The organism is Microbacterium sp. 22296, from assembly GCF_052045385.1.
GTDB lineage: Bacteria > Actinomycetota > Actinomycetes > Actinomycetales > Microbacteriaceae > Microbacterium.
Map to the genome: position 1 here is coordinate 39,265 of NZ_JBQEOS010000013.1, position 26,608 is coordinate 65,872.

Genomic DNA, 26,608 nt, shown 5'->3' on the forward strand with positions numbered 1-26,608 from the left:
GTAGCGCGCGCGAAACACACCCCGACTACGGTCGGAGGCATGCTCGATCTGGCCGCCGACCTGGTGCCACTGCTCGAGGCGGGCGTCCCCGTCGCGGCGGTGACGGTGACCGGTGTGGTGCGCAGCGCTCCGCGCGGGGTCGGCGCCACGCTCGCCGTCACGCGCGACGCGCGAGTCATCGGCTCGATCTCGGGCGGGTGCGTCGAGAGCGACGCCGTCATGCTCGGACTCGACGCCCTGCGCACCGGTCAGGTGCGCCGCGCGCGCTTCGGGTTCACCGACGACGGCACCGTCACCCCGATCTCCGCGGGACTCGCGTGCGGCGGGGCGGTCGACGTCGTCGCCTACCCCATCGATCCGGCCGCGGTGCTCCCGGCGCTGGCGGACGCACGTGCCGGCGCGGAAGCGACGCTGCACCTCGACCTCGACGGCGACGGACTCGACCTGCACCGCCCGGCGGCTCCGCGACTGGTCATCCTCGGCGCCGGCGAGCACGCCGCGGCGCTGTGCCGGCTGGGCTCCGCGGCCGGATTCGCGGTGACCGTCTGCGACGACTGGGCCCTCCTGGTGACACCGGACCGTTTCCCCGAGGCCGTCGAGCTCGTCGTCGCCGCCCCCCACGAGTTCCTCACGCGGCTTCCCTCCCCCGACGCCCGCACCGCGGTGTGCGTATTGACCCATGACGAGCGCCTCGACGTGCCCGCACTGCGCGCGGCGCTGCGCCTGCCGGTCGGTTTCGTCGGCGCGATGGGCGCGCGCGCCACCGTCGCGCGCCGCGCGACACTGCTTCGAGCCGCGGGGGTGAGCGAGGCCGAGCTGTCGCGACTGCACTCGCCCCTCGGCCTCGACCTGGGGGGAGCATCGGCCGAGGAGACGGCCCTGTCGGTGATTGCCGAGATCGTGGCATCCCGCAACGCCGCCGACGCCCGTCCGCTCCGAGAGGTGAACGGGGCCCGGCTGCACAGCGCCGGGATACACGCCGCCGCCCCCGACGACGCCTCTCTCTCGTGCGCGGTGAGGACCGCGTGAGCGTTCTCATCGTGCGCGGCGCCGCGGCCGTCGTCGAGGGTAGCGGGCGCGTGCGCACCGGTGACGTCGTCTGCGTCGACGGGACGATCGTCGACAGCACCGACCTCGTCGGGGTCGACCACACGGGGGCGACGGAGGTGGATGCCACGGGGTGCGTCGTCACCGCCGGACTCGTCAACGCACACCACCACCTGCTGCAGACCGCGTTCCGCACGTTGCCGGGCACCCGCGGCATCCCCATGCGGGAGTGGCTGCCCGCGATGGCGGCGGCGTACTCCTCCGCCGGTGTCGACCCGGAGCTCACGGGCCTCGCCGCACGCGCCGGTCTCGCCGAGGCGCTGCTGAGCGGAGTGACCACCGTCGCCGACCACCACCTCACGTGGCCGAGCGGCTCGGACACCGTCGGCATGGCCCGGGCTGCGGCGGGCGCGGCGGTCGGGCTCGGTGCACGCCTGGTGTTCGTGAGGGGTGCCGCACGCGACGACCCCCAGGAGGCGGCCGCCTCGGCCGACGCCATCGTGCGCGCTCTCCTCCCCGGCGTCCGCGGCGGTGTCTCCGCCGACGGGATGCTGCAGGTCGCCGTCGGCCCCGCGGGAGTGCACAGCGATCCGCGCGAGACGTTCGAGCTGCTGGGCGAGGTCGCGGCGATGCACGGCCTGCGCCGACGCACGCAGGCGAACGAGGTCGTCGACGTCGACATCGCCCTCGAGCGCTACGGCTCCCGCCCCATCGACCTGCTCGATGAGTGGGGGTGGCTCGCCCCCGACGTCACCCTCGCCCACCTGTGCGCCGTCACCGACGACGAGATCGCCCGCCTCGCGGCATCCGGTGTCACCGCCACCCATGCTCCCGGCTGCGACGTGCCGATGGGATGGGGGGTCGCACCCGTGCGGCGCCTCCTCGACGCGGGACTCGCCGTGGGCCTGGGCACGAGCGGCGGGGGCAGCAACGACGCGGGGCATCTGCTGGCCGACGCACGTCTGGCGATGCAGGTCTCCGCGCTCGTCGGACCGCAGCTGCCGGCATCCGAGGTGCTCGGCATGGCCACCGCGGGCTCCGCCGACGGCCTCGGCCGACCCGAGCTCGGGCGCCTGACCCCCGGCTCGGCCGCCGACCTGTGCATCTGGGACGTTTCCGGAGTCGTCGACGCAGGGGTCGCCGACCCGGTCGCGGGGCTCCTGTGGGCCGCCCCCGGGCGCCGACCCCGCACGGTCGTCGTCGACGGACGCATCGTCGTCGACGAGGGCCGACTCACCACCGCCGACGAAGAAGAGATCGTCGCCCAGCTGTTCGAGAGAGTGCGACGATGACCACCATGGCCCCCGCGATCGACGTCGACGACGCTCCCACCGGCGAGGAACTGCTCGGCGCGCACCTGCGGGGCCTCCGCAAGGCGCGCGGCCTGACCCTCACCCAGCTCGCCGAGGCGGCCACGCTGTCGCACCCGTTCCTGAGCCAGCTCGAGCGCGGCCTCGCGCGCCCAAGCATGGCGAGCCTGGAACGTCTGGCACGGGCGCTCGGCACGAGCCGCGTCGAGCTCATCGCGGCATCCGAACCCCCGCGCACCGACCAGGACGCGCAGCCCTCGTTCGTCGCCGCCGACGAGGGCGTGATCGGCCCTTACGCCGAAGGCACGGCACGCCTGCTCGCCACCGGTGCGCGGCGGTTCGAGCCGCTCGAATTCACCGGCTCGAACGCGGCGCCGGGCGACCACTACGTGCACGAGGAGGACGAGTTCCTCACCGTGCTCGAGGGGTCCGTCATCATCTCGTTCGGCGTCTACGGCGAGCGCACGCTGCACGTCGGCGACTCGGTCTACTGCCGTTCGGGCACGCCGCACCGGTGGCACTCGCCCGACGGGTCGACCTACCGCCTGCTCATCGTGAAAGACCTCGTGCACGGCGGCGGCGCGGACGACCAGGCGGGGGCCGGCGCGTGAGCGGCGGCGTGACGTTCGACGTCGTGGTGCGCGCGAGACGGGATGCCGCCGACGGCATCGTCCTGCTCGACCTCGAGCGCACCGCGGGCACGCTGCCGCACTGGTCGCCCGGTGCCCACATCGACGTCGTGCTGCCCGACGGTCTCGAGCGGCAGTACTCGCTGTGCGGCCCGATCGCGGAGCGGGGCACGTGGCGGATCGGCGTGCTGCGCGAGCGCGAGGGATCGGTCTGGCTGCACGAGAACGCCGTCGAGGGAGCGTCGCTGCGCGTGCGCGGGCCCGCCAATCACTTCCTGTTCGCGCCCACAGCCGGCCGGTCGTACGTCTTCGTCGCGGGCGGCATCGGCATCACGCCGATCCTGCCGATGATCGAGGCGGCCGAGGCGGCGGGGGCGGCCTGGACGCTGCTATACGCCGGGCGCTCGCGCCGCACCATGGCCTTCGCCGACGAGCTGGCCGAGCGGTACGGCGAGCGGGTCGAGGTGTACGCCGCGGACGAGGGACGCCGCCTCGACCTGGCCGCCCGCTTCGCCGCGCCGGTCGCGCGCACCGTCGTCTACTCGTGCGGACCGGCGCGTCTGCTCGAGGCGCTGGAGGATGCCATGGCGACCTGGCCCGGCGGCAGCCTGCACGTCGAACGGTTCGAGGCGAAGGTGCTGGGACCCCCGGTGTGGACGGAGCCGTTCGAGGTCGACCTGATGCTCTCGGGGGTGACCGTCACCGTCCCACCCGAGCGCTCGGTGCTCGACGTGATCGAGGAGGCGGGGGCGATCGTGCCCTCCAGCTGCCGCGTGGGCACGTGCGGCACCTGCGAGGTCGCGATCGTCGACGGCGAGGTCGAGCACCGCGACTCGGTGCTCTCGCCCGAGGAGCAGGCAGCGAACCGCACCATGATGGTGTGCGTCTCGCGGGCCGCGTGCGAGCGGATCACGCTCGAGCTGTAGGACGCGTTACGCGGGTCGCCATGACGACGCCGGTGTTCGATCAGCGGACCCAGTCGGGTTCGCTGGGGCTCGTCTCGAACGTTCGCGCGAGATCCGGGGGCACGTCGACGGATCCGCGCACGCGCAACGGGACCGGGACGAGATGCTCCTGCTCGGGCTGGGCCCCCGCCAGCAGCAGGCGCACCGCGGCGGCACCCATCTCTTCGAACGGCGCGGCGGCCGTCGTCAACATCGGGTCGAGGTAGACGGCGATGTCGTCGTCATCGAAGGAGACGACCGCGACGTCGCGTCCCACGCGAAGGCCCGCTTCCCCCAGCGCGCGATAGGCGCCGAACGCCAGACGATCGTTCAGGCAGATGAGCGCGGCCGGCACCGATCCGTCGTCGATCAGAGCCCGGACGGACCGGTAGCCGTTGATCATCGACCAGGGCTGGACGGGGATCTGGGCCATGGGAACGACATCGTGTGAGCGCAGTGCGTCCCAGATCCCGTCGAGTCGTCGCTGCACCGCGACGGTGAGCCACTCGTCGTCGGGTTGGTCGAGGGATCGCCCCAGGATGACGACGTCCGTCGTGTGGCCCGCGTCGAGCAGGAGCGTCACGATGTCGCGCGCGCCCTGGTACTCGTCGGCCAGCACCACCCCTCGAGCGCCCTCCGCGGTCGCGTTGAGCATCACGACGGGCGTGACACCGACGAGTTCGGGCACCGAGAGGGCATGCGGCCTCGTCGCGGCGTAGATGATGCCGTCGACCTGTCGGTCCAGAAGAGCCTCTATCGCTCCGTCGACCGCTCCGTCTTCGCCGTCGGTCTCGGCGATGAAGAGGACGTGGCCGTGTTTCTTGGCTTCTCTCAGCGCCCCGCGGATCAGCCCGCTCGCGAGGCGGTCGGTCGTGACCTGGTCGGAGATGAACCCGATCACGTGCGACTTCTGTGTGCTCAGCGCACGAGCGGTGAGGTTGGGGCGATAGCCCAGCGTGTCAGCCGCGGCACGCACGCGAGCGGCGGCATCGGCGGACAGTCGCGTGCCCTGCCGGTCGTTCATGATCAGCGACACCGCCGTCGTGGAGACCCCCGCGAGGCGCGCGACATCGGCCATCGTCACACGCTTCTGTCCCACGTCCGCACCTTCTCGTCACCGTTGCCGCGCCCAGCCTATCGATCCGCTTGCTAAAGCGCTTGACACGGTTTGCTAAAGCGCCTAACTTCACTAGTCAAGCGTGTTAGCACGCTCTCCACCCTCAACGCCGAAGGATGCCCGTGTCACTCACCACACCGCGAAGCGGAACTGCGAACGGACGCGGGTGCCCCCGATGCTGAGCCTCGACGGGTCGTGGGTGTGGGATTTCTGGCTCGCCGACGACGGGACCGAGCACCACCTGTTCTTCCTCCACGCACCGACGTCCCTGGGCGACGAGTCCCGCCGACACCGCGCCGCACGGATCGGTCACGCTGTGTCGACGGACCTTGTCCGTTGGGAGCTGCGGGAGGCCCCCTTCTCGGTCGGGCCCACCGGGGCGTTCGACGAGACGGCCACCTGGACGGGAAACGTCCTGCAGGGCCCCGACGGGATCTGGCGGATGTTCTACACCGGTACCCGATTCCTGTCCGACGAACCCCACATGGCGAACATCGAGACCGTCGGCGTGGCGACGTCCGTCGACCTGTCGACGTGGACCAAGCAGCCCGGCCCGGTGACGTCCGCGGACGCGCGCTGGTACGAGACGTGGGGCACCTCCCCGTGGAAGGAGGAGGCCTGGCGGGACCCCTGGGTGTTCGCCGACCCCGCCGGCGACGGGTTCCATATGCTCGTCACCGCGCGCGCCGACCACGGGGACCTGGACGATCGCGGCGTCGTCGGGCACGCGGTCAGCACCGACCTCTCGACCTGGGAGGTGCGCCCTCCGCTGTCGCTGCCCGGCGCCGGCTTCGCGCACGTCGAGGTATTGCAGGTCGCCCGGGTCGGCGACCGATGGGTGCTGCTGTTCTCTTGCTCGGCCGACGCGACCACCACCGCTCGCGCGATCGACCACCCGAACGTCGGCACGTGGGCGATGCTCGTCGACTCGCCCACCGGACCGTTCGACTTGTCGCAGGCACGACCTCTGACGTCGGAGTCGCTGTACTCCGGCCGCCTGGTCCAACGCCGCGACGGGAGCTGGGCGCTGCTGGCGTTCCACAACGACCGCACCCCCGAGGGCTTCCGCAGCGCGATCTCCGACCCCATCCCGTTCTCCATCTCGCCGCAGGGCGAGATCGAGCTGCATGAGGTCGCGACGGCTCGCTCCTGACCACCCCCTCCTCCCCACTTGTCGCGCGCACCGCAGGCGTGCACGCGATGCTTTACCGCTTCCCCCGCCTGCACCCCGTGTCCAACGACGGATATCCACATCAAGGAGAACGATGAACATCACTCGAATGACGCGTCGCGGCATGGTCGCCGCCACCGCACTCGCCACCGGCGCGGTCCTGCTCACCGCGTGCGCCGGCGGCGGAAGCGACGGCTCCGCCGGCGACGGCGCGGGCGAGATCGACATCTGGGCCCTGCAGGGTCAGGACAGCGAGAACGCGGCGCTGCAGGCCGCCGTCGACGGCTTCAACTCGTCGCAGTCCGACATCACCGCGAGCCTGCGTCTGATCGCCGGCGACACGTACACGACGACGATCACCAGCACCCCGAAGGACCAGCTGCCCGACGTCCTCCAGATCGACGGACCGACCCTGGCGAGCTTCGCGTACAACGGCAAGATCACCCCGATCAGCGAGTACGTCTCGCAGGAGACGATCGACAACGCCACCCCCGGATCCATCTCCGAGGGAACCTCCGGTGGGGAGCTCTACGCGCTCGCGCAGTTCGACTCCGCCATGGGCCTGTACGGCAACAAGTCGCTCCTGGATGCCGCGGGGGTCACGTATCCGACGTCGATCGACACCGCGTGGACCTCGGACGAGTTCGCCGACGCCCTCGCCGTGCTGTCCGCGGCGAGCCCGTCCGGCAAGGCACTCGACCTGAACGAGGCCGGTCTCGCCGGCGAATGGGGGACCTACGCCTTCGCGCCGTTCGTGTGGTCCGCGGGCGGCAACCTCCTGACGGACGATGCCGCCGCCGGAGCCCTGGACTCCGAGGCGAGCGTCGCGGCCCTGACGGACGTCGCGGCATGGAAGCCGTTCGTGGACTCGAACGCCGACGGGAACGCCTTCCCCGATGGCCGCGTGGCCCTGGGCGTCGGCGGGCACTGGAACTACCCCGCGTACAGCGAGGCCCTCGGCGACGACCTGCTGGTCATGCCTCTGCCCGACTTCGGCAACGGGCCCAAGGCCGGAGCCGGCTCGCTGACCTGGGGCATCGGAGCGGGTACCGACGACGGCAGCGCCGCGGGCGCGTTCCTGGACTACCTGCTCAACGACGACAACGTCACCGCGATGACGCAGGCCAACGGCGCACCGCCCGCCACCGCGTCCGCCTTCGCCGCCGACCCCCTCTACAAGGAGGGCGGCCCCCTGGCCCTCTTCGGCGAGCAGCTGGCGAACTCGTGCGCATCGGATGCCATCACCGACGGCTGCGTGGCGGTCTACCGACCCATCACCGCCGGATACCCCACCGTCACCTCCCAGTTCGCCAGCGCGCTCTCGTCCGTGTGGGGAGGGTCCGCGCCTCTGAAGGCCCTCCAGGACGCCGCGACCACCATCGACCAGAACTTCGCCGACAACGACGGATACCAGCAGTAAGTCGCCTCACCCACCGCGGGGGTGCGCGCTCCGCCGCGCGCACCCCCACACCCTCCGAACGCAAGAAGGGCAGCATCATGGTCACCCCCGTATCAACGGCGATACCCCCCGCAGGGCCGCTCCCCCACCCCCGCCCTCGTCGGTTCCGATGGCGAGACACCCGCGACGGGGTCGTCATGGTCGCCCCCGCCGTCATCGGTCTCATCGTCTTCGTCGGCATCCCCTTCGTCGCCGCGATCGTGCTCTCGCTCTTCAACGTGCAGGCCGACCTGGCGCGCGACCCGCGATTCTGGGGATTCACGCACTACATCCGCCTGTTCACCGACCCGATCCTCTCGGGCACGTTCCTGCGCTCGCTGCTGAACAACCTCGTCTTCGCCGTCGTCGTCATCCCCGTCCAGACCGGGCTCGCTCTCGTGCTCGCCGTGCTCCTGAACCGGCGGCTCCGCGGCGTGAAGTTCTTCCGCACCTTCTTCTTCATGCCGGTCGTCTTCCCGATGGCCCTGGTCGCCGTCATCTGGCGCCTGATCCTCGACCGCGGCGAAGACGGACTCCTCAACGCCTCCGTCTCGCTGATCACGGGTGGACTCGTCCCCGCGCAGGACTGGTTGGGCTCCTCCGCCACCGCCCTGGGGTCGGTGATCCTGCTGTCGATCTGGCAGGGCGTCGGCTTCCAGATGGTGATCATCCTCGCCGCGCTGCAGGAGATCCCCGAGGAACGCTACGAAGCGGCCCGCCTGGACCGGGCCAACGGATGGCAGCAGTTCCGCCACGTCACCGTCCCCGGCATCCGCAACACCCTGATCTTCGTGACCCTGCTCACCACGATCCTGGCGTTCCGCGTCTACGACCAGGTCTACATCCTGATCCGCACCGCCGGGGCGAACGAGGATGCGACGCAGACGTTGCTGTACACCGCGACCAACGCGATCTTCTCGGAGAACAACCTCGGTCGCGCGTCCGCGATCTCAGTGGTGCTGTTCCTCATCATCGTGCTCATCACCCTCGTGCAGCGTCGTCTGCTTCGCCAAAGGAGCGAGTCATGACCTCCACCCCCCGTTCGCGTCGCATCGCCACGAACATCCGCGACTACGCCCTCATGGCCGTCGCCGCGATCCTCATGTTCGCCCCGATCTACTACCTGCTCGTGGGCAGCCTGAAGCCCTCCGCCGAGGTGCTGGACGGCTTCGCCGGGTTCCTCCCCACCAACCTCTCCTTCGACAACTACGCGGCGGTGTTCCAGGCGCTGAGCTCCGACGCCTCCGGGTACTTCTGGCAGTTCATGTTCAACTCCGTCGCCATCTCGGTCGTGGTCGTCGTCGGCGGCCTCGTGGTGAACTCCCTCGCCGGCTACGCGTTCTCGCGGCTCGAGTGGGTGGGACGCGACAAGGTCTTCCTCCTCATCATCCTGCTCGTGATCGTGCCGTTCGAATCCGTCGCGATCCCTCTCATGGCGCTCATGCAAGGTCAGCGGGACACCCTGCTGGTGCAGATGATCCCCTTCATCGCCAACGCGTTCAGCGTGTTCCTCTTCTACACGTTCTTCCTCAACCTCCCCAAGAGCGTCGAAGAAGCGGCGCGGCTGGACGGTCTGGGCGCCTGGGGCACGTTCTTCCGGATCGTCGTTCCCAACTCCCAGCCCGTCTTCGCCACCGTCGCGATCCTGACCTTCCTCAGCTCCTGGGGGCAGTACCTCTGGCCGTCGCTGGTGACCAGCGATCCGAGCGTCCGCCCCCTGCCCCTGCAGATGAGCGTGTTCTCCGCACGCGTGCCCGTCGACTGGGGACAGACGTTCGCTTTCGGCACGCTGCTCGTCCTGCCCGTGCTGATCGTGTTCCTCCTCTTCCAGCGCTACTTCGTCCAGTCGGTCGCCGGCTCCGCGGTCAAGGGGTGACCGACGGCCGAGCTGCGGAACGGGTGATCCCGCGCGCGCACACGCACGCCTGAGGGGGCGGCGCTCGCGGCGCGGCGCCGATCGAGACGCGGGCGGGGCGAACTTTGTCACGAGGGTCACGCGGGAGAAATACAGCGGAAACGCAGGGTTCCTAGCATCGGAGCATCGCCGGATGTTGGTCACACCAACACTGACGCAGCCGCCCCCTGCGGCTCGCCCCGTCGTCGTGGTTCCCGTCTCGACGCCTGACTGCTCGCCACCCGGAGGCCCTCGTGTCCGCCGTTCCACCCGTCTCGATCGCCGCCCTGCGAGGTGTGCGCCTCGCCTCCGGCGACCTCGTCGACATCGCGCTCGACGGCGACGAGGTGCTGGCGGTCGTGCCCGAGGGAAGCCCCCTCCCTGAGACCGACGGCGAGACGCTCGACCTCACCGGCTATTTCGTCACCGCCGCCGGCGCGGAACCCCACGCGCACCTCGACAAATCGCAGTCCTGGGATGCCATCCAGCCCCCGTTCGGCGATCTCGAACGCGCCATCGACAGCTGGCACGCCTACGCCGTGACCCTCGACGAGGACGACACGTTGCGTCGGGCCCGCTCGACGGCATTGCGCATGCTGGCATCCGGGATCACCGCGGTGCGCACGCACGTCGACCTGCTCCGCGGCGACGACGCCCTCACGGGTGTCCGTGCCCTCGTGCGCCTGCGCGCCGAGCTCGCCGGTCTCATGGACATCGAGCTCGTCGCCCTCGGCGGCCCGACCGTGCCCGACGAGGTGTTCGAGGCGGCCCTCGACGCCGGTGTCGACCTGGTCGGCGGCGCCCCGCACCTCGCCGACGACCCGATCGCCGACCTCGAGCGCCTCATCGCCCTCGCCCGTCGCCGCGACGTGGGGCTCGACCTGCACACCGACGAGAGCCTCGAAGGCTTCGACACCCTCGCCGCCTACGCCGCCGCCGTCACGGGCTGGAACCGGCCCCGCACGGCGGGCCACTGCGTGCGGCTGAGCATGATGGCCGAGACCCAGCTCGACGCCCTCGCCGACGGCATCCGCACCGCGGACATCGGTATCGTCGCCCTGCCGATCACGAACCTGTACCTGCAGGGGTGGGGCGTCGATCGCGGGATCCCCCGCGGCATCGCCCCGATCGGCCGCCTCAAGGCCGCCGGGGTGCGCGTCGCCGCCGGCGCCGACAACGTGCGCGACCCCTTCAACCCCGTCGGACGCTGCGACCATCTCGAGACCGCCTCCCTCCTCGTCAGCGCCGGACACCTCGCCCCGGATGACGCCATGGATGCCGTCACCGTCGGCGCCCGCGACGTGATGGGCCTCCCCCTCGCCGGCCCGGTCGCCGGAGCCCGCGCCGACCTCGTCGCGATCAAGGCGGACTCCCTCGGGGAGGCCGTCGCCTTCGCCAGCGCCGACCGCGTCGTGATCCACCGCGGCCGGCTCGTCAGCCGCACGACCGTCTCGACCGAGACCGCGGCATCCGTCGCCCTCCCCGTCCCCACCCGCTCCGCCGCACCCGCGACGGCGCCGTAACCCGCCCCCTACGGAAAGTGAGCGCCCCCGTGACCTTGGCCTCTCCCGCCCCGGTGACCGTCGCGGATCCCACCGCGCCGATCCTGGACTTCCGCAACGTCGCCCTGACGTTCCCCAACGGCACCACCGCTCTCTCCGGCGTCGACCTCGTCGTCAACCGCGGCGAGTTCGTCAGCGTCGTCGGCCCCTCCGGATGCGGCAAGTCGACCCTCCTGCGCATCGCCTCGGGACTCGAGACCGCGAGCGAGGGCGTCGCCACCGTCAACACCGACCGCATCGGCTACGTCTTCCAGGACGCAACGCTCCTGCCCTGGCGCGACGTGCAGTCCAACGTCGAACTCCTCGCCGAACTCAACTGGCAGCCCAAGCGTGTGCGCACACCCAAGGCGCAGTGGGCCATCGACCTCGTCGGGCTCAACGGATTCGAGAAGCACCTGCCCAAGCAGATGTCGGGCGGCATGAAGATGCGCGCCTCACTCGCCCGCTCCCTCACGCTCGACCCCGAGCTCTTCCTGTTCGACGAGCCGTTCGGCGCTCTCGACGAGATCACCCGCGAGCGCCTGAACGACGAGCTCATCAAGATCTTCGTCGCGCAGAAGTTCGGCGGCCTGTTCATCACCCACTCGGTATCCGAGGCCATCTACCTCTCCACCAAGGTCGTCGTGATGTCGGGGCGCCCCGGTCACCTCGTCGACACCTTCGAGATCCCCTTCGACATGCCCCGCGACCCCGAGATCCGTTACACGGCCGAGTACGCGAAGCTCGTCGGCGAGGTCTCCCACGCCCTTCGGGAAGGACACTCATGAGCACCACGTCAGCAGAGCCGGTCGCCGTCCTGTCGTCCGAGCCCACGGCATCCACTCCCCCGCCCACCCCGCCGCGCGCGCGAACGACGACAGGTCGAGGCGGGTTCGGCGCTCGCGCCGCCGTCATCGGCCCGCCGCTCGCGGTGCTCGTCGTGCTCCTCGGTGTCTGGTACGCCATCTCGATCGGTCTGAGCGCCTCGGGTAAGGGCTTCCTCATGCCCATGCCGCACGAGATGTTCACGCTCGGGTTCTTCGACCCGCAGGTGGGCGCCGACATCTGGATCGCGCTCTTCCGCACCACCGGCGTCGCCCTCACCGGCCTGTTCGTGGCCATGGTGCTCGGCATCGGCTGGGCCATCGCGATGTCGCTCGCGCGCTGGGTCGAGCGCTCCACGTACGCCTACGCCGTGATGCTGCAGTGCATCCCGATCCTCGCGCTCGTGCCGCTGGTCGGCTTCTGGTTCGGCTACGAATTCCTCGCCCGCGTCATCGTCTGCGTGCTCATCGCCCTCTTCCCCATGGTGTCGAACACGCTGTTCGGCCTGCAGTCGGTCGACAAGTCGCAGCGCGAACTCTTCCGCCTGCAGAAGGCAAACAAGTGGACGGTTCTCACCAAGCTCACCCTCCCCGCCGCACTGCCCTCGATCTTCGTCGGCATGCGCACCTCCGCAGGCCTCTCGGTCATCGGCGCGATCGTCGGCGACTACTTCTTCCGTCGCGGTGAGCCGGGCATCGGTTCGCTCATCGCCAACTACCAATCGCGCCTCCAGAGCGCCGAGCTGTTCGCGGCCATCCTCGCCGCGTGCCTTCTCGGAGTGGCGATCTTCGCCTTCTTCGGATGGCTGTCGAAGGTGGCCGTCGGCCGCTGGTACGACAGCACCCTCTGACCCGCACCGCTCCCCTTCCGGATGCCGCGCCCGCACGCGGCGGCATCCGGGTCACCCCCCTCCGTATGCCGCGCACGCACCGCGGCGGCATCCGGCGTACCCGAAAACACCCGCACCCGAGAGCTCCACCCCCGTCACAGAAAGCGAACCAGCATGCAGCGCTCCACCCTCGTCCGCGGCACCGCCGTCACCGGCGCCGTCGCGATCGCCCTCACCCTCACCTCCTGCGCCGGCAGCGCCGCGGAGACCGCCCCCACCGCCGACATGGAGATCGGCTCGGTCGACCTGTCGGCCGACTGCCCCGCCACCGTCGTCATCCAGACCGACTGGAACCCCGAAGCCGAGCACGGTCACCTCTACGAGATGATCAAGGACGACTACACGATCGACGCCAACACGAAGGCGGTCACCGGGCCCCTCATGTCGGACGGCGAGTTCACCGGAGTGAACCTCGAGATCCGCGCCGGTGGTCCCGCCATCGGCTTCCAGACCGTCTCGGCGCAGATGTACCAGGACGACGCGATCACCCTCGGCTACATCAGCACCGACGAGGCGATCCAGCTCTCGGACACGACCCCCACGAAGGCCGTCTTCGCCCCGCTCGACATCAGCCCCACGATGGTCATGTGGGACCCGACCACCTACCCCGACGTCAAGACGGTGGATGACGTCAAGTCCGCCCTCTCCGCCAACGGCGGGGTGTGGCGCTACTTCGACGGTTCGGCGTACATCGAGTACCTCAAGAGCGCCGGCCTCGCCGACGCGTCGATCCTCGACGGCTCGTACGACGGCACCCCGTCGAACTTCGTCGCCGCCGGCGGCAAGGACATGCAGCAGGGCTTCGCCTCGGCCGAGCCGTACGTGTACCAGAACGAGGTCTCGGCGTGGGGCAAGCCCGTCGACTTCGCCCTGATCCACGACGCGGGATGGCAGACGTATCAGTCGTCGGTATCGGTGAAGGCCGCCGACTTCGACGAGCTGTCGCCGTGCCTGACGAAGCTCGTGCCCGTGCTGCAGAAGGCCGGCGTCGCCTACTACGAGGACCCGTCGGCGGCCAACGCCCTCATCCTCGACCTCGTCGACCAGTACGCCACCGGTTGGACCTACACGCAGGGCGTGGCCGACTACTCCGTCAAGACGCAGGTCGACCTGGGCCTGGTCGGAAACGGCACGGACTCCACCTACGGCAACTTCGACGACGACCGCTTCGCGGACTTCTTCGACAAGGCGGGCAAGGTCTACACCGACCTCGGCACCCCGCCCGCGGACGGCTACACGCCGGCCGACCTGTACACGAACGAGTTCATCGACACGAGCATCTCGTTCTGACCCGACGGCCCGGTCCGCCTCGTNCGGCCCGAGCCCCGCTGAACCGAGGTCCCTGAGCTTGTCGAAGGGACCGGAACCCGCGACACCCCCGGTGGCTTCGACAGGCTCAGCCACCTCCGCCACACCCAGGTCCCCGAGCCTGTCGTTGACCGGGGCCCACGACACCCCGCAAGACCCAGGTCCCCGAGCCCGTCGAAGGGACCAGAACCCGCGACACCCCGCAAGACCCAGGTCCCCGAGCCCGTCGAAGGGACCGGAACCCACGACACCCCGCAAGACCCAGGTCCCTGAGCCCGTCGAAGGGACCGGAACCCCGCGACACCCCGCAAGACCCAGGTCCCTGAGCCCGTCGAAGGGACCGGAACCCACGACACCCCGGTGGCTTCGACAAGCTCAGCCACCTCCGCACCACGACACCCCCGGTGGCTTCGACAAGCTCAGCCACCCCCGCCCCCACGGCATCCCTCCCCCACCCGTTCCACCCGGAGACACACCCCATGAGCGACACCGCCACCCGCGTCCTCTCCCTCGAGGACGAACTCCTCGACCTGCTGGGCCCCGCCGCCGTCAGCGCCGAACCGCGCGTGCGCGAGCGCGCCAGCGTCGACGGCTCGCCGATGTCGCCGATCATCGCCGCCCAGCTTCCCCTCGGCCTCGCCGACCTCGTCGTCTTCGCCGCGAACGCCGAGCAGATCGCCACGGCCGTGGCCGCGGCATCCCGCCACGGAGTCCCCATCACCGTGCGCGGCAAGGGCACCGGCAACTACGGCCAGGGAATCCCGATGCAGGGCGGTCTCGTCATCGACACCACCCGCGCCAAGGCCATCATCGAGGTGGGCGACGGCTTCATCACCGCCGAAGCCGGCATCCCGATGGTGCTGCTCGAGCAGGCCGCGTGGGCCGCGGGCCAAGCGCTGTGGATGTACCCCTCGACCGCGCAGTCGACGATCGGCGGCTTCCTCTCCGGGGGCTCCGGCGGCACCGGCTCGATCGAGCACGGCTCCAACGACCGCGGTTTCGTCGCCGCCCTCGACGTCGTGCACGCCGACGGCAGCGCCGAGATCCATCATGTCGAGGGCGACGAGGCCCAGAAGTACGTGCACAACTACGGCACCGCGGGCGTCATCGTGCGGGCGACCGTGCGGCTCGAGCCGCTCCGCGAATGGCGCGGTCTGTGGGCGAGCTTCCCCGACTTCGCCGGCACCCTCTCGGTGGTGCAGACCATCGGCAACCTCGAGCCCGCCCCGCGCCTGGTGTCGGGCGACGGGCCCGAGATCTCGGCATCCCTCCCCGCCGACGACGCCATCCCCGAGGGCCGGTCGAGCCTGCGCGTCATCCTGGACGCCGGCCAGATCGACACCGTGACCGCGATCATCGAGGGCGCCGGCGGCCGGGTCGAGGCCGTGCGCGAGGGGCCGCAGGCCAGCATCCGCCTGTCGATGCTGAGCTACAACCACCCCATCGAGTGGTATCAGAAGAGCCAGCCGCACGAGGTGTTCCACCTCGAGGTCGCAGGCGCCCCGCTGGCCGACGACATCGACGCCGTCGAGTCGGTGTTCCCGGGCTCGCACCTGCACATCGAGTCGACGAAGGCATTCCCGATCGGCATGCTCGCCGCGCCCTACGTCAGCGAAGAGCACGTGTACCGCGGCATCGCCGAGCTCAACGCGATCGGGGTGGGCGTGCACAACCCGCACCAGTGGAACGTCGACTTCAACGTCGAGCAGACCGCCGAGACCGCGGCCCTGACCGACCCGAACGGCCTGTTGAACCCCGGCAAGCTCAACCCCGACTACACCGGCGCGCGCAAGGGAGCGATCATCTCATGACCCGTCTTCTGGCCGAGCTCAGCGGCCCCGCCGCAGCCGAAGCCCTCACCGAGGACTCGATCCTCGTGCTCCCCACGGGCGCGATCGAGCACCACGGTCCGCACCTGCCCCTGGCCACGGATGCCATCGTCGCCGAGGCCTCCGCGACCGCCGCCGTCGCGCGCGCCGCCGCGCAGGGGCTGGACGTCTGGCAGCTGCCGACCCTGTCGATCACGAAGTCGGACGAGCACTCGTGGGCGCCGGGCACGCTGTGGCTCACCCCCGAGACCATGCTGCAGACCGTCGTCGACATCGGCCGGTCGATCCTCACCACCCGCGCGCGGACGCTCGTCTTCTTGAACGGCCACGGCGGAAACGTCGCGCTGCTGAACGTCGCCAACCGCGAGCTGCGCCGCCGCTTCGGGCTGCGCACGTTCTTCATGCCCGCCGCGCGCGTGCCCTCGTTCGACGGCACCGACGGGGGTCCGGACGAGCACGGCACCGGCATCCACGCCGGGCACGGCGAGACGAGCATGATCATGCACCTGCGTCCCGAGCTGGTCGACGCGACGCAGTTCGAGGCCACCGTTCCGGCGCACATCGGCGACTTCCGGCACATCGGATTCAACGGCAAGCCCGTGACCTTCGGGTGGCTCTCGAACGACTTCGGGCCGACCGGGGTGCTCGGCGACCCGACGGGTGCGAACGCCGCGCACGGTGCGGAGCTCTTCGAGCAGAGCGTGTCGTTCGTCGTCGAAGCACTCGAGGAGATCAGCCGATTCGACTACACCGCGTGATCCTCGTTCCGTTGCGGGGAGAGGGGCCATCGGGCCCCCGCGGGACACGACGCAGGAGTTCCGCTGCCCCGCGGTACCCCATGTCGTCCGTATCCGGGGTTACATGCTCGGACCTCCTGCGTTGTGTCGCGCGGGCGCGATGGTCGATCGCCGCGGAAAGGACGGGGGCGTCCGCTGCCGTTCCCCTGCTCGACGCGGCGGCTGCCAGACCACGACACAGGAGTTCCGACCGGCACCGCGCGTGGAGCCTCGAATCGACGCGGCGTCCCGCCGCGCGCCGCTCGAATCTCCTGCGTTGTGTCACGCGCGGGTCGAGGGAGACGGCGTGAGCGTCGCCGCCGAGACCGGGCAGGGCGTCCGCGCCTACGGGCAGGTGCTGCGGCTACCGGGCGCGCGCAGCTTCGTCGCCGCCGGAATCCTCGCGCGCTTCCCCCGCGCGACGCTCTCGCTCGGCATCATCCTGCTCGTCTCGGCCGCAACCGGCAGCTTCGCCTCGGCCGGGCTCGTGGTCGCCCCGCTCGTGATCGGTATGGCGGTCGCCGCTCCCCTGTGGTCGTCGCGCATGGATCGGCACGGTCAAGCTCGCGTCATCCTGGTGTCTCTCGGATGCCTCGTGCTCGCGGCATCCGGTCTGCTCGCCCTCGTGCTGACGGGGGCGCCGTTCTGGACGTGGCTCGTCGCGGCATTCGTCACCGGCGCCGCCACGCCGGACCTGACCTCGGCCGTGCGCGCACGCTGGACCGTGCTGGCCCCGCCGTCGCAGCGGACCGCCGCCCTGGCGCTCGAGACGATCGCCGATCAGATGGTGTTCATCGCGGGTCCGCCCGCGATCACCGCGGTCGCCGCGGCGATCGACCCGGCCGTGGCGATGCTCGGCTCGCTCGGGCTGGGGGTGATCGGCGGCGTGTGGCTCGCCTCGCAGCGGGGTACGCAGCCGACGGCAACGCCGCGCAGCCGACGAAGCGGCGTGGTGCTGCCGCCCGCCGGAGTCGTGCCCATCGCCCTCGCCTGCGTCGCGCTGGGCGGGGTGTTCGGCGCGTTCGACGTGGGCGTCGTCGGGTGGGCGGAGGTCGGCGGACGCCCGTGGCTCGCGGGTCCGGCGTTCAGCGCGTTGGCGCTGGCGATCGCGATCGGCTCGGTCATCACGGGCGCACGGACGTGGAAGCTCTCTCCCGCCGCCCGCTACATCGGCTTCGCCGCGCTGGCCGCGGCGGTCGCCGTCGCCCTCCCCTTCGCGCAGGGCTCGGTGCCGGTGCTGTTCGGCGTGATCCTGCTGCTCGGACTGGCGGTATCGCCGGTGATGGTGTCGGGGATCCTCGTGGCATCCGCCCGCGCCCCCGAGGGCCGCGTCACCGAGACCCTCGCGTATCCGACGGCGGCCATGTCGCTCGGCGTGCCGATCGGCGGAGTCGTCGCGGGCGCGGCCCTGGATGCCACGGGCCCCGCCGAGGCGCTCGTCACGATCGCGGTGTCGCTGGCTCTCGCCGCGGCAATCGCGGCGGTGGGTGAGGCTGTGCTGCGGATGGGGCGGCGGGGGCGGTGACCTGACCCTCGACCGTGGCGACAGCTCGGGGGGCCCGATAGCGTGAGGCAATGAAGCCGGCTCCCGCGACCACCACGTCCCCCGCCTCACCGTCGAGGCGAACGTCCGTGAGCCGCGGACTCATCCTGATCGTCGGGGTGGTCCTCATCCCGATGGCGCTCAACATCGTCTGCAACAGCTGGGGACCGCTCACGCAGGAATCCGCCATGCGAATGGCGTTCGCCACGGTCGCCGGACAGACGGTCGCGATCCTGAGCGTGACGGTCACCCTCGCCCTGACTGCTCTGTCCCGCCGCTGGCGTCAGATCCCCCTGTTCGCCGTCATCGCCGTGTCGATCTTCATCGCGGCGGCGGCCACGATGGGCGCCGCCGCCGACGAGCTTTCCTCGCGGCTGATGGTCATCGACGGGGTGAGCCGTCTGAACCCGTGAGATCCACGCTGCGTCGCGTGTCCGTGATGCACCGTCGGGGACGCTCGCACGCAGACCGTTCTGGACGCTCAACGATCGAGTGAAGCGCCGAGGTGGCGCAGCACCGAGACGTGGCCGTCGTCAGGATGGAGGTCGAGCGTCGCGTGCGGGAGGGCGACCTCCAGCATCCGGGCGTGCCACGAAGGAATGACGCGGTCGCGCCCGCCCTGAACGAGCAGCACGGATGCCGAGACCTCGGCGAGCGCGAAACCCCACGGCCGGGTGAAGGCGAGGTCGTCGTCGATCAGCCCGTCGGGGCCGTCGGCTCCTGCGGCGCCGGCATCGACTCCGAGCGGCGCCCACTCCCCCTCGAGCGCCGCGAAGTCGGCATCCACGAACTGCTCCGGATCGAACACGTCCGTCTCGGCGAACCGTCGGCGCGACGCTTCGCCCTCGGCCGCGGCGCGCAGACCACCGGGCGCCTGCATGCCGGCGAACCACGCGTCGTCGTTGGTGAACGGCGCGGGTGAGGCGAACGTGATCACCGCACGCACGAGTTCCGGCATCGCCCACGCGGACGCGAGGGCGTGCGGACCGCCCCCGGACGCGCCGACGGAGATGACGGATGCCGCGCCCGAACGCTCGAGCACCGGTCGCAGCCCCACGGCGACGTCGGCGACGGTGCGCCCCGCCCGTCGCGGCGAACCGGCGTATGCGGGTCGGGCGACCGAAACCACCGCGAGGCCGTGCGCGTCGGCCGCGGCCCGCACGGGTGGGAGGATCGCCCCGGTCTGCGGGGAGCCGTGGTACCAGAGGAGCACGTCGCGGCCGGCGAGGTCGTCGTGGGAGGTGTGGACGTCGAGTCCGGCGATGGTGCGGCGCATGCCTTCACGCTGGCACGCGCGGCGCGCGGGCGCGAGGCGGGCACGGGCTACAGGATGACGCCGAACTCCTCCGCGAGGGCGGGCAGCTCCTCGTGCAGCACGCGCGACGCCTCCTCGGCGAGCGGGTTCGTCGAGACGCCGCGGTCGTTGACGAGCTTGCCGCCCACGTAGACCTGCTGCAGGTTGCGCAGGCCGCACGCGAGCACGTAGCTACGCACCGGGTTCCACAGCGGACCGACGTCGGGAAGCCGCGGGTCGACGACCACGAAGTCGGCGAACTTGCCCACCTCGAGGCTGCCGACGCGGTCGTCGACGCCCATGATCTCCGCGCCGCCGAGGGTGTGCAGGCGCAGCACGCGCTCGGGCATCATCGACAGCGGGTCGTGGGTGCGGGCGCGCTGCATGAACATGCCCATCCGCATGTTCTGCCACGGGTCGGCGACGTCGGTGCAGGCCTGGTCATCGAGCCCCATGCCGACCTTCATGCCCTGCTCGAGCATCTCGGGCACGTGCGCGATCCCGGATGCGAGACGCCCATTGGATGCCGGCTGCCACGACATGCTGGCGCCGCCCGCGGCGGCATCCGCGATGATCTCGGGCGTCGTCTGGATGAAGTGGCCGAACATCATGCCGGGGCGCAGCGCCCCGGCGTTCTTGTACAGCTGGAACTTCGTCTGCTGGTGCTCGATCGCCTCGTACGTCTCGAGGAAGTGGGCCTGGTTGGTGACGCCGAAGCGGTCCATGACCGCGACCTCAATCTCGGCGGCGTCGGGCCTGGTCGACCACTGCACCTGCCCCATGATCGAAGCGCCGAGGGCGATGTCGGGGTCCATCGCGAGAACGTGGTCGAGGGAGGCCTCGAAGCGGGCGAAGATCTCCTCGTCGGTGCCGACGGTGGCATCCAGCGCGATGGAGTCGACGAAGCGGAGACCCGCGTCATGGCATCCGTCGGCCTGGCGGGTGTGCCACGCGTGGTCGCGCAGGACTCCGCCGCCGTCAGCGCGCTTGCCCTCGACCATCGGCTCCCAGGGCAGCAGCGGGTCGGTGAAGTTGTAGGCCGTCGTCACGCCGTTGGCGAGGAAGTCGAGCGAGCCGTGGAGAGTGGCCCAGTAGATCTGGTCGGGCGAAGCGTTGTTCAGCACACTGAACATCGACGTGCACCAGCCGTAGAGCGTCTGGTCGACACCGAGGCCGCGCGAGCCGCTCGTGAAGAGGTGGCTGTGCGAGGAGACGAAGCCGGGGGCGACGAATTTGCCGGCGACGTCGAGGATCTCGTCGGCCGTGACGCCCGGATCGGGGTCGCCGGCGCCGATCGCGGTGATGCGTCCACCCTCGACGAGCATGTACCCGCGCTCGATGTAGCCGGGGTCGTCGGTACCGGCGGGGACGGTGATCAGGCGGGCGTTCGTGACCAGAAGCGACATGTTGATGACGGTAACAATGGCGTGTTTCCGCGGTGTTCCGGGCGTGGGGCGGGCTGTTTGCGGGCAACCTCGTCCCCGTTATGGCGGCGCATGTCCCACAAAGCGCTGGCTGCGCGCCGCCGTACCCACCACAAGTGGGACGCGGGTCGGGCGGGGCGAGGCAACCTCGTCCCAGTTAGGGCGGAGCATGTCCCACAAAGCGCCGGCTGCGAGCCGCCGTACCCACCACAAGTGGGACGAGGGTCGGGCAGGCCAGAGCAGAGCAACCTCGTCCCCGTTCTAGCGGTGCATGTCCCACAAAGCGCTGGCTGCGAGCCGCCGTACCCACCACAAGTGGGACGCGGGTCGGGCAGCTCAGCCGAACGCCGCGCGCACAGCCGGCGCGACCTGCGCGAGCACCTCGTCGCGCGCGGGCGTCGAGGGGAACACCAGGAAGAGGTGCGGCACGCCCTCACGGCGCACGAAGGTCGTCGGAACACCGGATGCCGCGAGACGGTCGGCGTACGCCTCCGCTTCATCCGACAGAGGGTCGACGGCCGCCGCGACGATCACGGCCGGTGCCGAACCGGCGAGCTCCGGCGCCCGCAGCGGCGCCGCCTCGACGGGCACCGCAGCCGCGGCATCCGACCGCGGCGAGGCCTCGGCGCCCGTCGGGACGGCCGCCCCCGCGGCGGCGCCGAGGTACAACCCCCAGTACCACTGCATCCCTCTCGAGGTCAGCGGCAGGTTCTCGGTGTGCGCGCGGTAGCTCGGGCGCGAGGGGTCGGGCGCATCGAGCGCCGGGCACAGCAGCACCTGACAGCGGATGCCGGGCGCCCGACCGTCGCGGGAGCGCAGTGCGAGAGCCGCGGCGAGGTTTCCGCCGGCGCTGTGTCCGGCGACGCCCAGCAACGTCGGATCGACCAACCCGCCCGCACCGTCGGCGGCGAAACGCAGGGCGCGGTCCAGGTCATCGAGACCCGCGGGGAAGGGGTGTTCGGGCGCCAGGCGATAGTCGACGCTCAGGATCTGACTCCCGGTGGCGGCGGCGAGCGCGCGACAGAGGGCATCGTTGTTGTCCAGGTCGCCGGCGACCCAGCCGCCGCCGTGGGCGAAGACCAGCGTGCCGCGGTATCCGGCGCGGGGACGGTACAGGCGGAGCGCGAGACCCTCGGCATCCGTGTCGATCGACTCGACGACCTCGTCGTCGGGGAGCCGGATCCACGACGGGTTGGCGCGCAGCTCAGCGACGCGCGCGCCGTCGTCGCCGTCGGCATCCGTCGCCCCGGAGGGGATCGTGCCCGCCTGCGCGGCGAGGCGTTCGAGGTGCGCACGCACGTGGGGGTCGGTGATGGCCGGGTGCACGGTATCGGTCACGGGGGTCTTTCTGTTCGATCTCCGAGGGAACGGGACACTCGTCGGAGGAGCGGGCGCACCGGCCGGTCGAGAGCGAGACGGCGGGGTGGCGAAACACCGGGGCGGCGGGGCGGGAGGGCGGAATGGGCGGGTGAGGGACGGCTGACCCGAGCGTATGACGCCGGATGCCGCCGACCCGGCCCCGAACGACGAAGCTTTACGCCGCGGAAACACCGGCGTCGCCCACGCCGCGCACCATGTCGGCATGATCACCCCGGTGCAGCGCGCGGCAGCAATCCTCGCGGAACAGCGCTTCGTCGTCATCGGCACGGCCGACGCCGAGGGACCGTGGACGGCCGCCGCGCAGTACCGTCTGCTCCCCCGCGGTCTGTACGTCGAGTCCGACCGCGAGTCGCGGCACGCGCGGGCGATCGCGGCGTCGGGCCGGGCCTCCGGGGTCGTCTACGACTCGGCCGCGACGGTCGCCGACGCCGACGGCGTGCAGTTCGCCTTCGCGGCTCGCGAGGTGGACGCCACGGGCGCGCGGGACATCCTCGCCGCGCGGCTGCTCCGGGACGCGGTGGGCGACTCCGAGCGGGAGGCGGAGGTCGCGGCCCTCGCCGGCGTCCCGCAGAAGCGGCTGTACGTGCTCGACGTGGTGCGCGCCTACGTCTTCGACCGCGATGCGTGGCGCTCTCGGGGCACCGACGCGCGCCTCGAGGTGGATGCGGCGCGCGTCTGGGAGCTGTTGGCCGAGGCGCCGACACGGTAGGCGGAGGCCCGCTCGCGGCATCCCGTCCTCCCCCGCCGCGCAGGACGGTCCGCAGCGCCCCGCGCCCTCGCGGTGCCGGTGCAGCACCGACCCGGCGCAGCCGTTACGTCGCCGAAACAGCGTCGTCGTCGGGGCGTCCACCGCCGGGCGTACGGTGCGGCCGGGGCGTACCCGACGTCCCGGGAAAGGGCAGCCATGTCTCAGCGCGTCATCGTCACGGGCGGATCCGGCGGCATCGGCGCCGCCATCGTCGAACGGTTCCTCGCCGACGGCGCCCGGGTCGTGGTGCTCGATCGTCGCGCCCCGGCCGAGGGCATGGCATCCGTGTTCTTCCCCGTCGACCTTCGCGATCCCGACGACACCCGACGCGCGATCGACGAGGCCGTCGGGCAGCTGGGCGGCGTGGACGTGCTCGTGAACTGCGCGGGCATCTTTCAGCACGTTCCCCTCCTCGACATCACCGTCGACGACTGGGACCGCGTGCTCGACATCAACGCTCGAGCGACCCTGCTGACCATGCAGGCCGTGGCCCCGGTCATGCTCGAAGCGCGCGGCGGCTCGATCGTCAACATCGCCAGCATGGCCGCGAAACAGGGCGGCGGCGGCGAGGGCCACTACGCCGCGTCGAAGGCCGCTGTCGTCGCGCTCACCCGCGCGGGAGCGCAGGAATGGGGATGCCACGGCGTCACCGTCAACGCCGTCTGCCCCGGGTACGTCCTCACCGACATGGGCGCCGACACCCGATCGGCGGAAGATGTCGCCGCGTGGAGCGCGAAGTCGCCGCTGGGTCGGCTCGGCATTCCGGAGGACGTGGCCGGGGTGACGCATTTCCTCGCCTCACCCGCCGGCGGATACCTGACCGGACAGGCGATCAACGTCACCGGCGGCATGATCATGCACTGAGCGGGTCGCGCGTCGTTGGCGCTGTCGCTTGGCGCTTGGCGCTTGGCGCTTGGTGCTTGGCGCTTGGCGCTTGGTGCTTGGCGCTCGTGGCTGGTCGCTGATCGCCCGAGAAACGCGATCTGCGCAAAGAAACGCCTCGTCACACCGTTTACCCCCGCGGATGCCGTTTCTCAGCGGAACGAGAGACGCTCGCGCCACCGCTCCCCGGCAGAACGACGGGCGCCCACGCCACGGCCTATCTGCACGAGAAACGCGATCCACGCGCAGAAACGCCTCGTCACAGCGTTTGCCCCCGCGGATGCCGTTCCTCAGCGGAACGCAGGGCGAAGGGCGCAGGGCGCAGGGCGCCGCGTCACTGCGAGAGCTGGCGATCGAGGCGGTCGAGCAGCGCCTCGAGGGACTCCTCGAACTCGTCCTCGGCGTGGTTCTCGCTCAGCATCCCCCGCAGTCGCTGAACGTGCGGCGAACCGGCCAGGCTCATCGACCCGTCGCCCTGCGGGATGTCCGCTCCCCCTTCGTCGAGGGGCTCATCGGCGGGCGAGGTCTCGCCGCCGCGCACCGCGGACTCGAGCAGCAGGTTGCCGAGGAGGAAGCTGCTGAACGACCGGTAGGCGCCGACGGCCTGATCGTCGGTGAATCCGAAGCCGATGAGCGTCGCCAGGAAGATCTCGACGACCTCGATGCTGCGCAGCGGGGGACGCAGCCACGGAGCGGCGGGATGCCGGGTGGCGATCAGGGGGAATGCCTTAGGGTGCTCCACCGCGATGCGTCGCACCTCGTGCGCGGTGACCTGCAGGAACCGCTGCCACTGGTCACCGGCGGCCTCCGAGAGCGCGTCGGTGAGGCCGCTCATCAGCAGATCGACGACACCCTCGAGAAGGTCTTCGCGGCCGTTCACGTAGCGGTAGAGCGACATGGCCTCGACGCTCAGCTCTTTGCCGAGGTTGCGCATCGACAGGCCGTTCAGCCCGTCGCGGTCGATGAGCTCCAGCGCCGAGGCGACGATGGACTCGCGCGTGAGCCGGGGGGCGAAGGCCCGGGTCGCGTCGATCGGCTCGTCCATGTCCCTCTCCCTCTCGTGGAGATTCCATGGTGGGCCTCAGCACTGAGGGACGACGGCTGGTTGCGCAGCGCTGCCGCGATGCGGTACTCGCGGGCGGCACCGACCGGGAGAGCGGTCAGCGGGCGAAGAACGGGTCCGGGGACACCCCGATGAGTCCCCGGACCCTGCCTGTCACCGCCCCGCGTCGAGGCTGTCGCTCACGAACCGACGACCCGTCGCCCGAGCACGCGCACCACGAGACCCGCGACCGCCGCGCCTGCGAGCGGGGCGACGATGAACACCCACAGCTGCGACACCGGCAGCGCGCCGCCGTAGACCGCCGTGGCGATGGAGCGCGCCGGGTTCACGGAGGTGTTGCTGATCGGGATGCTGATGAGGTGGATCAGGGTCAGCGTCAGGCCGATGCCGATGGGCGCGAAGGTCGCGTACTCCTTCTTGGCCGTGACCGACAGGATCACGGCGATGAAGATTCCCGTGAGGATCGCCTCGGCGACGAAGACCGCGGCGAGTCCGTAGCCGCCCGGGCTCCCCTCACCGAAACCGTTCGAGGCGAAGCCGGCCTGCTGCGCGGTCGCGAATCCGTCGGGACGCCCGCTCAGTACGAGAGCGATGACGCTCGTCGCCAGGATGCCGCCGACGAGCTGCGACAGGATGTAGCCGGGGACGTGACGGGCGTCGGTACGACCGGCCACGAGGAGTCCGAGCGTGACCGCGGGATTGAAGTGGCCACCGCTGATGTGTCCCACCGCCGCGATGCCGGCCACGAGCGTCAACCCGAAGGCCAGCGCGACGCCGAGGAAGCCGACGCCGGCCTGATTGTCGTCGGCGCTGGGGAAGTTGGCGGCGAACAGGGCGGTTCCCACCCCGCCGAGAACCAGGAGGAACGTGCCGAAAGCCTCGGCGCCGTACCGCGCCATCGAAGACCACTGGCGCGCGTCCTGCTGACGCTGCTCGACGGTCGAATCGGCGACCCGGACGGGTTCGCTTTTCGTCTCCTGCTTCTTCTTACCCATGGCGGTGGTGACTCCTTTCGATGGCCGGCCAGGCGCCGGCGTCGCCCTGTAGACGTCGGCGGACGATCGATCGTCACGCGCGCCATGAGAGGCCGGACACTGCCGTCACTCGTCCAGCGTGGCGCTGTCGAACGGCGGCGTCGGCGGATTGACATCCGCACCAGCAAGGGGATATACGCCGTAAGCCTATTCGCCGAGATACATATCGGCGCACGCCGCGCAACCCCCACGTGACGAAAGCTCGGCCCGGTACGTCTTGTGATTGCAGGCGATCGCGCCGCCCCGGCACCGCCGGGTGAACCCCGTCGAAAAGGAATCACTCATGGCTGACAACGCCACCACCCCCGCTGCGCAGAACGTCCCCCAGGCGGCATCCCGCGTCAACCGTCCGCTGTCCGGACGCGGCCAGGAGGCCCACGCCGCCGGCTCGACCCACATCGCCGACGGCGTCGTGGGCAAGGTCGCCGGTATCGCGGCTCGTGAGGTCACCGGCGTCTACGCGCTCGGTGGCGGCGGAGCCCGTGCGCTCGGTGCCATCCGTGACGCGATCAACGCCACCGA

24 protein-coding genes and 1 pseudogene are annotated in these 26,608 nt (G+C 70.9%); 19 read left to right on the plus strand and 6 right to left on the minus strand.

The annotated features are described in order from the left end of the window. Positions 1-39: 39 nt before the first annotated feature. The 4 genes from ACTJJP_RS16640 to ACTJJP_RS16655 are packed head-to-tail and all read left to right on the plus strand — an operon-like array spanning position 40 to position 3,912. Positions 40-1,029: an XdhC family protein gene (locus ACTJJP_RS16640; RefSeq protein ID WP_440776100.1), complete on the plus strand. Its 990-nt coding sequence runs from the start codon at positions 40-42 to the stop codon at positions 1,027-1,029. Continuing rightward, entirely contained in the window at positions 1,026-2,339 is a 1,314-nt protein-coding gene (locus tag ACTJJP_RS16645) for an amidohydrolase family protein (RefSeq protein WP_440776101.1), read from the plus strand. Before ACTJJP_RS16640 ends, ACTJJP_RS16645 begins: the two co-directional genes overlap by 4 nt. Beyond that, positions 2,336-2,968 (plus strand): helix-turn-helix domain-containing protein, encoded by a 633-nt coding sequence (locus ACTJJP_RS16650; protein ID WP_440776102.1) that lies wholly within the window; start codon positions 2,336-2,338, stop codon positions 2,966-2,968. Before ACTJJP_RS16645 ends, ACTJJP_RS16650 begins: the two co-directional genes overlap by 4 nt. Then, entirely contained in the window at positions 2,965-3,912 is a 948-nt protein-coding gene (locus ACTJJP_RS16655; RefSeq protein ID WP_440776103.1) for a PDR/VanB family oxidoreductase, read from the plus strand. The genes ACTJJP_RS16650 and ACTJJP_RS16655 overlap by 4 nt, the downstream gene beginning before the upstream one ends. Before the next feature lie 40 nt (positions 3,913-3,952). On the opposite strand, the gene ACTJJP_RS16660 is transcribed toward ACTJJP_RS16655, so the two are convergent. After that, positions 3,953-5,029, minus strand: a complete 1,077-nt coding sequence (locus tag ACTJJP_RS16660) for a LacI family DNA-binding transcriptional regulator (RefSeq protein ID WP_440776104.1) — start codon at positions 5,027-5,029, stop codon at positions 3,953-3,955. Between the two features lie 193 nt (positions 5,030-5,222). On the opposite strand from ACTJJP_RS16660, the gene ACTJJP_RS16665 reads away from it, so the two are divergent. The 12 genes from ACTJJP_RS16665 to ACTJJP_RS16720 all read left to right on the plus strand — a co-directional run bounded on the left by ACTJJP_RS16665 (position 5,223) and on the right by ACTJJP_RS16720 (position 18,674). Continuing rightward, positions 5,223-6,200: a glycosyl hydrolase family 32 gene (locus ACTJJP_RS16665; protein ID WP_440776105.1), complete on the plus strand. Its 978-nt coding sequence runs from the start codon at positions 5,223-5,225 to the stop codon at positions 6,198-6,200. A gap of 112 nt (positions 6,201-6,312) precedes the next feature. After that, on the plus strand, positions 6,313-7,638 hold the full coding sequence (locus tag ACTJJP_RS16670; protein WP_440776106.1) for a sugar ABC transporter substrate-binding protein: 1,326 nt from the start codon (positions 6,313-6,315) through the stop codon (positions 7,636-7,638). 176 nt (positions 7,639-7,814) lie between these two features. Further along, positions 7,815-8,684, plus strand: a complete 870-nt coding sequence (locus ACTJJP_RS16675; RefSeq protein ID WP_440776107.1) for a carbohydrate ABC transporter permease — start codon at positions 7,815-7,817, stop codon at positions 8,682-8,684. Next, entirely contained in the window at positions 8,681-9,532 is an 852-nt protein-coding gene (locus tag ACTJJP_RS16680) for a carbohydrate ABC transporter permease (protein ID WP_440776108.1), read from the plus strand. Before ACTJJP_RS16675 ends, ACTJJP_RS16680 begins: the two co-directional genes overlap by 4 nt. A 272-nt stretch (positions 9,533-9,804) precedes the next feature. Then, positions 9,805-11,073 (plus strand): amidohydrolase family protein, encoded by a 1,269-nt coding sequence (locus ACTJJP_RS16685; RefSeq protein ID WP_440776109.1) that lies wholly within the window; start codon positions 9,805-9,807, stop codon positions 11,071-11,073. Between the two features lie 29 nt (positions 11,074-11,102). Beyond that, complete coding sequence (locus ACTJJP_RS16690; protein WP_440776110.1) at positions 11,103-11,879, plus strand: ABC transporter ATP-binding protein; 777 nt, start codon at positions 11,103-11,105, stop codon at positions 11,877-11,879. Next, positions 11,876-12,766 (plus strand): ABC transporter permease, encoded by an 891-nt coding sequence (locus tag ACTJJP_RS16695; RefSeq protein WP_440776111.1) that lies wholly within the window; start codon positions 11,876-11,878, stop codon positions 12,764-12,766. The genes ACTJJP_RS16690 and ACTJJP_RS16695 overlap by 4 nt, the downstream gene beginning before the upstream one ends. Positions 12,767-12,919: 153 nt before the next feature. Continuing rightward, positions 12,920-14,095, plus strand: a complete 1,176-nt coding sequence (locus ACTJJP_RS16700) for an ABC transporter substrate-binding protein (protein WP_440776112.1) — start codon at positions 12,920-12,922, stop codon at positions 14,093-14,095. Positions 14,096-14,592: 497 nt separating this feature from the next. Beyond that, positions 14,593-15,924, plus strand: coding sequence for an FAD-binding oxidoreductase (locus ACTJJP_RS16705; RefSeq protein ID WP_440776113.1), 1,332 nt, complete (start codon positions 14,593-14,595; stop codon positions 15,922-15,924). Next, positions 15,921-16,700: a creatininase family protein gene (locus ACTJJP_RS16710; protein WP_440776114.1), complete on the plus strand. Its 780-nt coding sequence runs from the start codon at positions 15,921-15,923 to the stop codon at positions 16,698-16,700. Before ACTJJP_RS16705 ends, ACTJJP_RS16710 begins: the two co-directional genes overlap by 4 nt. A gap of 325 nt (positions 16,701-17,025) precedes the next feature. Continuing rightward, positions 17,026-18,243 (plus strand): MFS transporter, encoded by a 1,218-nt coding sequence (locus ACTJJP_RS16715; RefSeq protein WP_440776115.1) that lies wholly within the window; start codon positions 17,026-17,028, stop codon positions 18,241-18,243. 107 nt (positions 18,244-18,350) lie between these two features. Further along, positions 18,351-18,674 carry a hypothetical protein gene (locus ACTJJP_RS16720; RefSeq protein WP_440776116.1) on the plus strand — a complete coding sequence of 108 codons (324 nt, stop codon included), beginning with the start codon at positions 18,351-18,353 and terminating at the stop codon, positions 18,672-18,674. Between the two features lie 68 nt (positions 18,675-18,742). On the opposite strand, the gene ACTJJP_RS16725 is transcribed toward ACTJJP_RS16720, so the two are convergent. The 3 genes from ACTJJP_RS16725 to ACTJJP_RS16735 all read right to left on the minus strand — a co-directional run bounded on the left by ACTJJP_RS16725 (position 18,743) and on the right by ACTJJP_RS16735 (position 22,317). Continuing rightward, entirely contained in the window at positions 18,743-19,537 is a 795-nt protein-coding gene (locus ACTJJP_RS16725) for an alpha/beta fold hydrolase (protein ID WP_440776117.1), read from the minus strand. A 47-nt stretch (positions 19,538-19,584) separates the two neighbouring features. Continuing rightward, positions 19,585-20,961, minus strand: coding sequence for an amidohydrolase family protein (locus ACTJJP_RS16730; RefSeq protein ID WP_440776118.1), 1,377 nt, complete (start codon positions 20,959-20,961; stop codon positions 19,585-19,587). A gap of 354 nt (positions 20,962-21,315) precedes the next feature. Then, a complete protein-coding gene (locus tag ACTJJP_RS16735; RefSeq protein ID WP_440776119.1) occupies positions 21,316-22,317 on the minus strand; it encodes an alpha/beta hydrolase in 1,002 nt (333 codons plus the stop codon). A 244-nt stretch (positions 22,318-22,561) separates the two neighbouring features. On the opposite strand from ACTJJP_RS16735, the gene ACTJJP_RS16740 reads away from it, so the two are divergent. Both ACTJJP_RS16740 and ACTJJP_RS16745 read left to right on the plus strand, forming a co-directional pair. Continuing rightward, positions 22,562-23,068, plus strand: a complete 507-nt coding sequence (locus ACTJJP_RS16740; protein ID WP_440776120.1) for a pyridoxamine 5'-phosphate oxidase family protein — start codon at positions 22,562-22,564, stop codon at positions 23,066-23,068. Positions 23,069-23,263: 195 nt separating this feature from the next. Then, complete coding sequence (locus ACTJJP_RS16745; RefSeq protein ID WP_440776121.1) at positions 23,264-23,971, plus strand: SDR family NAD(P)-dependent oxidoreductase; 708 nt, start codon at positions 23,264-23,266, stop codon at positions 23,969-23,971. A 352-nt stretch (positions 23,972-24,323) separates the two neighbouring features. On the opposite strand, the gene ACTJJP_RS16750 is transcribed toward ACTJJP_RS16745, so the two are convergent. Both ACTJJP_RS16750 and aqpZ read right to left on the minus strand, forming a co-directional pair. Beyond that, positions 24,324-25,034 carry a TetR/AcrR family transcriptional regulator C-terminal domain-containing protein gene (locus ACTJJP_RS16750; protein ID WP_440776122.1) on the minus strand — a complete coding sequence of 237 codons (711 nt, stop codon included), beginning with the start codon at positions 25,032-25,034 and terminating at the stop codon, positions 24,324-24,326. Positions 25,035-25,231: 197 nt separating this feature from the next. Then, a complete protein-coding gene (gene aqpZ / locus ACTJJP_RS16755) occupies positions 25,232-26,047 on the minus strand; it encodes an aquaporin Z (RefSeq protein ID WP_440776123.1) in 816 nt (271 codons plus the stop codon). A 322-nt stretch (positions 26,048-26,369) separates the two neighbouring features. On the opposite strand from aqpZ, the pseudogene ACTJJP_RS16760 reads away from it, so the two are divergent. Beyond that, positions 26,370-26,608, plus strand: a pseudogene (locus ACTJJP_RS16760) (Asp23/Gls24 family envelope stress response protein); the annotation flags it as partial.